The 6264-nt window shown below is 72.6% G+C and carries 5 protein-coding genes and 2 pseudogenes; 2 read left to right on the plus strand and 5 right to left on the minus strand.

What is annotated here, in order from left to right; genetic code table 11:
• Positions 1–119 precede the first annotated feature (119 nt).
• The 3 genes from Y694_RS19040 to Y694_RS19050 form a co-directional block, all read right to left on the minus strand.
• Positions 120–1829 (minus strand): MlaD family protein, encoded by a 1710-nt coding sequence (locus Y694_RS19040; RefSeq protein ID WP_051495900.1) that lies wholly within the window; start codon positions 1827–1829, stop codon positions 120–122.
• Entirely contained in the window at positions 1817–2392 is a 576-nt protein-coding gene (locus Y694_RS19045; RefSeq protein ID WP_231497787.1) for a paraquat-inducible protein A, read from the minus strand. Before Y694_RS19045 ends, Y694_RS19040 begins: the two co-directional genes overlap by 13 nt.
• Positions 2393–2588: 196 nt before the next feature.
• The gene (locus Y694_RS19050; protein ID WP_036235385.1) at positions 2589–3191 is read right to left on the minus strand and encodes a paraquat-inducible protein A; all 603 of its coding nucleotides are present in this window, start codon (positions 3189–3191) and stop codon (positions 2589–2591) included.
• A gap of 179 nt (positions 3192–3370) precedes the next feature.
• On the opposite strand from Y694_RS19050, the gene Y694_RS19055 reads away from it, so the two are divergent.
• Entirely contained in the window at positions 3371–4003 is a 633-nt protein-coding gene (locus Y694_RS19055) for a hypothetical protein (RefSeq protein ID WP_036235387.1), read from the plus strand.
• A 35-nt stretch (positions 4004–4038) separates the two neighbouring features.
• On the opposite strand, the pseudogene Y694_RS19060 reads toward Y694_RS19055, so the two are convergent.
• Positions 4039–4736 (minus strand): annotated as a pseudogene (locus tag Y694_RS19060) (SDR family oxidoreductase).
• A gap of 92 nt (positions 4737–4828) precedes the next feature.
• Positions 4829–5448 (minus strand): annotated as a pseudogene (locus tag Y694_RS19065) (TetR/AcrR family transcriptional regulator).
• Positions 5449–5587: 139 nt separating this feature from the next.
• Between Y694_RS19065 and Y694_RS19070 the strand changes: the two are divergent.
• Positions 5588–6264, plus strand: a 677-nt coding sequence (locus Y694_RS19070; protein WP_051495901.1) for a ProQ/FINO family protein, incomplete at its 3' end; no start/stop codon positions are given.

The following is a 6264-nucleotide window of genomic DNA, read 5'->3' on the forward strand; positions in this document are numbered from 1 at the left end:
CGCGGCGACCGCCAGGCGGTAGAAGCGCTCGGGCGGTGGGCTGGCGCACCCCGCGGCGAACTGCACCAGCACGAGCGCGGCAACGAGCGCCAGCGCGCGCGGCCGAGGCTGCTTCGTCGTCATCGCTTGCCGCCTTCCTCGGGCTCGCCGGGTTTGCCGCGCAGCAGGGATTCCGGGCGGCGTTGCACGTAGTCGGTCAGTTCGCGCATCGACTGGGCGGCGCGCGACACCTCGCGCAGCGCTTCCCGCAGCTCCTGCTGGGTCGGCGTGTCGCTGGCGAGCAGGTTGTCGGCCGACTTCATGGTGCGACGCGTGTCGGCGATCGCCGCCTTCAGCTCGGGCACCAGCTCGCCGAGCTGGCCGTCGAGCCGGCCGATCAGCCCGTCGGTGTTCTTCAGCGTGCGGTCGAGCGACTGCAGCGCGGTGCGCAGGTCGGCGGCGATCTCGTCGAACGGCACGTTCTCGATGCGCTTGGCGATGCTGGTCAGCGTGGCCTGCAGGTCCTCGAGGCTGCCCGAGATGGTGGGGATCTCGAGCACCGGGGCTTCACTGCCGGCGGCCGGCGCGGCCGCCGTCTTGACCGGCCGCGCGCCGGGGAAGAAGTCGAGCGCCACGTAGCGCTGGCCGGTCAGCAGGTTGGCGGTGCGCAGCTGCGCGCGCAGGCCGCGCTCGATGGAGCGGCGCATCAGCTCTGTCGGGTCGACCTGCGCCCGTTCGATCGCCGCGCTCACCTTGGAGCCGAGCCGGTCGCTGTACAGCACCATGCCGACCGGGAAGCTGAACTCCCTGCGGTCGCGGTCGTAGCTGACGTCGATCGACGTGACCTCACCGACCACCACGCCGCGGAAGTCGATCTGCGCGCCCGGCGCCAGGCCGCGCAGCGATTCGGTGAAATGGGCCACCATCGGCGTCACCTCGGAGCTGGTGCGCTTCATGGCCAGCGCCTGGTTCTCGAACAGCGCGAAGCTGTGCTCGGCCTCGGCCGCCGCGCCCGGCGCACCGGACTCCGGCGCGCCGAAGGCAATGCCGCCGAGCACGATGGAGATCAGCGACTGCGTCTGCAGCTTGATGCCGCCGGCGTCGAGCGCGACGTCCAGGCCACTGGCATGCCAGAAGCGCGTGTTCTCGGTCACGTGCTGCTCATGCGGCGCCGAAATGAACACCCGCAGCGTGACCCCGCGGCCATCGGCGTCGAGCCGCGTCGCGGTGACCTTGCCGACCTGCACACGGCGGAAATAGACCGGTGAACCGATGTCGACCGAGCCGAGGTCCGCGCTTCGCAGGATGAACTCGCGCCCCGGCTCGTCAGCGGTGACGCTGGGCGGCACGTCGAGGCCGACGAACTCGCGCCGCGACTCGGAGGAGGTACCGATGTCGATGCCGATGTAGGCGCCCGACAGCAGTGTGGAGAGGCCGGTGACGCCGCTGCCCGCCACGCGAGCCCGCACCACCCAGAAGCGCGTGTCGTCGAGCAGCAGCTTCTGCGCGCCCTGGGTCATCTCGGCGGTGACGACCACGCCCTTGCCGTCGGGGGCGAGCGCGATCGATTTCACGTCGCCGATGTCGACGTTCTTGTACTTGATCTTGGTCTTGCCCGGCTCCAGGTCCTCGGCGGTCTTGAAGGTGATGGTGACCGTGGGTCCGGTCGCGAGCCAGGCGCGCACGCCCAGCGTCAGGCCGATCAATGCCGCAAGGATGGGGATCAGCCACACCGCATAGCCGTGGCTGCGGCGGCGCGGCACCGCCACCGCTTCAGGCAGCTCGGCCGTCGCCGGCAGGGGCGGAGGGGCGGAAGAGGAGGGCGGCGGCGTGTCGCTCATGCGCCCCATTCTCGGTCGAGATGCGGCGCGGGCCGCACGGCCCGCGCCGGCCGGTCGGCCGCATCCCAGATCAGCCGCGGATCGAAACTCAGCGAGGCCAGCATCGTCAGCACCACGACCGCGCCGAAGGCCACCGCGCCGGGCCCGGCGGAAATGGCCGCCACCGACTGCAGCTGCACCAGCCCGACGAGCAGCGTGACCACGTAGATGTCGAGCATCGACCAGCGGCCGACGAACTCGATGCCGCGGTACAGCCGGGTGCGCAACAGCGGCCGGGCCGCGCTGCCCAACTGCACCGAGACGGCCAGGAAACTCAGCACCAGCAGCTTGGCCAGCGGCACCACGATGCTGGCCACGAACACCAGCACCGCGAGGAACCACGAGCCGTCGATCCACAGGAACACGATGCCGGACCAGATGGTGTCCTGCTGCGCACCGAACAGCGAGCTCGAACGCATCACCGGCAGCGTGTTGGCCGGCACGTAGAGGATGAAGGCGGCGATCAGGAAAGCCAGGTGCGCGCCAGGCTGGCCGGTTGGCGCACGTGCAGCTCGCTGTCGCAGCGCGGGCAACGGGATTGCAGCGGCGGCGGCGCCGGGCGGCTGATCTGGCCGCAGGTGTGGCAGACCCGCAGGCCGGCGATTGCGGCGGTGAGCACTGATGACCCCTCGCCCGACGGGTACGCCAGGCGATCCCCCGAGGGGATGCGGGCCGGCTTGGGAGCGGCCCGGCGCTCGTCCCGCGGCGGCCCCTCGCCCGACGGGGCCGTCATGCCGGCGTCTCCGCGGCGTCCATCTGGTCCCAGGCCTGCTGGGCGTCGAAGTTGGCCGCGGCGGCGGCGAACACGCAGATCAGGCCGCCGAAGGACCACAGCGAGATGCCGGGGATCACGCTGGCGATGTGCGCCAGCTTCACCAGCGCCACCAGCACGCCGAGCACGAACACCTCGACCATGCCCCAGGGGCGCACCAGCAGCAGCGCGCGCAGCACCCAGACGCCGCCCATCGGCCGCTCGCGCAGGGCCAGCGGCAGCAGCAGCCACAGCATGGCGCCGAGTTCCAGCGTCGGGACCAGCACCGTGGTCACCGCAACCAGCGTGGCCACCAGCCCGGCGTCCTGCCGCCACAGGGTGACCACCGCGCCCCACAGCGTGGTGCTGTGGTGCTGGCCCTGCATGTCGAGCTCGACCAGCGGGAACGACAGCGCCAGCACGAACAGCGCCGCGGCCGCCAGTGTGAGCGCCAGCGTGCGGTCCATCGCGTGATGCCGGCCGCGGTAGAGCACCGCGTCGCAGCGCCAGCAGCGGGCCACGCCGCCGGGCTCCAGCACCACCTCCTGCTGCAGCGCATCGCAATCGTGACAGGCCTTCATCCCCGCCAGCCTAACAAACCGCTGCGGCGCGCGGACGCATGCCCTGCCGCCGCATGGGCCCACACGGCGGTGCGGATCGCACCGAGGAGTAAGCTGCTCCGACACGCCGGAGAGCGTCGCGCCGCCCGGTCACAGCCGCGCCGACTCGGCCTCTCAGGCCCACGAAAGGATTCCCGACCATGTGGTTTCAAGTCTCTGCGGCACGGCGCGCGCTGCGCCCCGCCCCGATGGCCCTCGCGGCGGCGCTGCTGGTCGTCGGCTGCGCCACCAACCCGGTCGATTCGCAGTGGACCGAGCCGCAGTTCGCCGGCCAGTCGCTGCGCGGCAGCAAGCTGCTCGTGGTGTGCGAGGCTCCCGACGAGGCGCTGCAGCGCAACTGCCTGGACCGCGCCTCGGCCGAGCTGGTGGCCTACGGCGCATCACCGGTGACGCAGGCACCGGTCGCGGCCGGCACGGCGCGCAGTTCCGCCGCCGAACCCTACCTGGCCGCCGCGCGCGCCGCCGGCGCGAAGGCGGTGTGGCTGACCGCGGTCGGCCCCGACGCCACGCTGGTGCAGCCCGGTCCGTCGATCGGTGTCGGGCTGGGCGGCTTCGGCCGCTCGGTGGGCGGCGGGGTCGGCATCTCGCTGCCGATCGGTGGCGGCAAGACCCAAACCGCCTACGGCGCCAACAGCCAGCTCACCGACGTGGCCAGCGCACGCCTGATGTGGACCGCCAAGACCCGCGCACCGAGCGACGACGACGCCAACGCGCAGGTGGCCGAGCTGGTGAAGTCCGCGGTGGCGGCGGCCGGCAAGGCCGGGTTCTTCTAGGGCCTTCCGGGGTCGGCGTCCACCCTCTCGCGCCGTCAGCTCCCCGCGTAGACCGCCGGCTCGGCCGACAGGCCCTGGCGCACCTGGCGGCTGATCTCGTCGGCCAGCACCTCGTAGCCGCCGGACTCGAGCACCGCGAAGGCCTGGCGCACCACGTCCTCGGGCGCGGACTTCGCGGCGTCGACACCGCGGACCATGTCGGTGTCCATGTAGCCCACGTGCAGGCCGACGACCTGCGTGCCCTGCGCGCGCAGCTCGTTGCGCAGGCCGTTGGTCAGCGACCATTCGGCCGCCTTCGACGCGCAATAGGTGCTGACGCCCGGCATGCTGATCCAGCTCAGCACCGACAGGATGTTGAGGATGGCGCCACCGCCGTTGCGCGCGAGCACCGGTGCGAAGGCCTGGCTCAGTTGCAGCGGGCCGAAGAAGTGCGTTTCCATCTCGCGCGCGCCGCCTCCACCGAGCCGGCCTCCAGCAGGCCGGTGCCGCGCAGGATGCCGGCGTTGTTGATCAGCAGCGACACGTCGCCGAGCTCGCGCGCCAACGCCGCCGCCTGCTGCGCGTTCGTCACGTCCAGCTGGACCGGCGTGACGCCGGCGAGCGTGACGCTGCCCGGGTCGCGCGCGGCCGCGTAGACCTTGCGGGCACCACCGGCCAGCAGCGCGGCGGCGAAGGCACGGCCGAGGCCGCGGTTGGCGCCGGTGACCAGCGCGACGGAGTCCTTGATCTTCATGAGGTGTCCTTCCAGGAGATGAGCGGGTGAATTCGCATGACGACCGTCATGCGTCGGACGAAAGCCGGGTTGCGCCGCCTGCGGATCGGCGCTCAACCCCGGCGGTGTTTCAGGGACTGCCGGCAGGCCTCGCGCAGCGCGCGCGACAGGCGCGGATCGTCGACGGCGCGCGCCAGCGACATCGCGCCGACCAGGCTGCCGACCACGGCCATCGCCTCGGCACGGGCTTCGCGCGCGCTGCGCCCCGGCAGCAACTGCGCCACCAGTCGATCGTCTCCTTCAGGCGGCGCGTCGCGGCAGCGCGCACCTCGGGCGCCTGGCGCGGCGTCTCGCAGGCCAGCGCTGCCAGCGGGCAGCCCAGCTCGGCCGACTTCAGGTGCACGTCGGACAGGTAGTGGTCGATCAGCGCGTCCAGTGCCTGGGCCGGCGGCAGGCCTTCCACCACGCCCCGCAGATGTGCGGCGCTGTCGGCCCCGGCCCGGTCGGCCGCCTCGGCCAGCAGCGCGGTGCGCGATGCGAAGTGGGCGTAGAAGCCGCCGTGCGTCAGGCCGGCTTCCTTCATCAGATCGGCCACACCGGTGCCGTCGTAGCCGCTGCGGCGGATGGCGCGCGCCGCCGTGCCGACGATGCGCTCGCGCGTGAGGTCCTTGCGCGACGGTTCGGTGGCCGGCGGGCTGCGGCGGCGGGCGGCGGGCTTGGGTTGCGCCTTCATATGACGATCATCATATGAAACTCGCTTCACCCGCGTGGCAGCAGGGCCATGGCCCGGCTCACCGAGCCCAATGGTCCGCTGCGCGACGCTCGCCTCTGCAGCGACAATCCGCCACCGACCCTGCCCCCGTTGCCTCACCGTGTCCGATCACCCCCAGCCGCCCACCGAGGGCGATGCCCCTGCCGCCGCCCCGACGGACGAAGCAGCGGCCGTTCCAGCCGCAAGCGCTCCGAGCACCCCGAGCACCTCACCGGCCGCGACGGCCGCACAGCTCGCTCCGCTGTTTCCGGCCGCCTTCGGCCCCGGCGTGTTCGTGCCGCTGAAGCTGGGCATCCAGGCCGACATCCAGCAGCGGGCGCCGGGCGTGTTCACCAAGAAGTCGCTGTCGGCTTTCCTGCACCGGCACACGACCAGCACCGCCTACCTGAAGGCGCTGGTGGGTGCCGTGCAGCGCGTCGACCTCGACGGCCAGCCCGCCGGCGACGTGGCCGATCTGCACCGCGCTGCCGCGACCGGCGAGCTGGACCACCGCCGCGCGCTGCACGATGCGCGCCGCGCGGCCGAGCGCCAGGCGCAACGCGCGGCCCAAGACGAAGCCCGACAGGCCCACAGCGCAGCCGAGGCAGCGCAGCGCGAGCGCGCGGCACTGCTGCGGGCCTACGAGACCAGCACGCTGACGCGGGCCAACTTCTGCGCGCTCAAGGGGCTGACGGAAGCGGACCTCGACGCCGGGCTCGCGCAGGCGCGTGAAGAGCGGGACCGGCGCGCCTCGCAGCCGCAGCCGCCGCAACGACCGCCCCAGCAGCGCCGCCCGCC

The sequence above is a fragment of the Methylibium sp. T29-B genome (assembly GCF_000576225.1).
Lineage (GTDB): Bacteria > Pseudomonadota > Gammaproteobacteria > Burkholderiales > Burkholderiaceae_C > Methylibium > Methylibium petroleiphilum.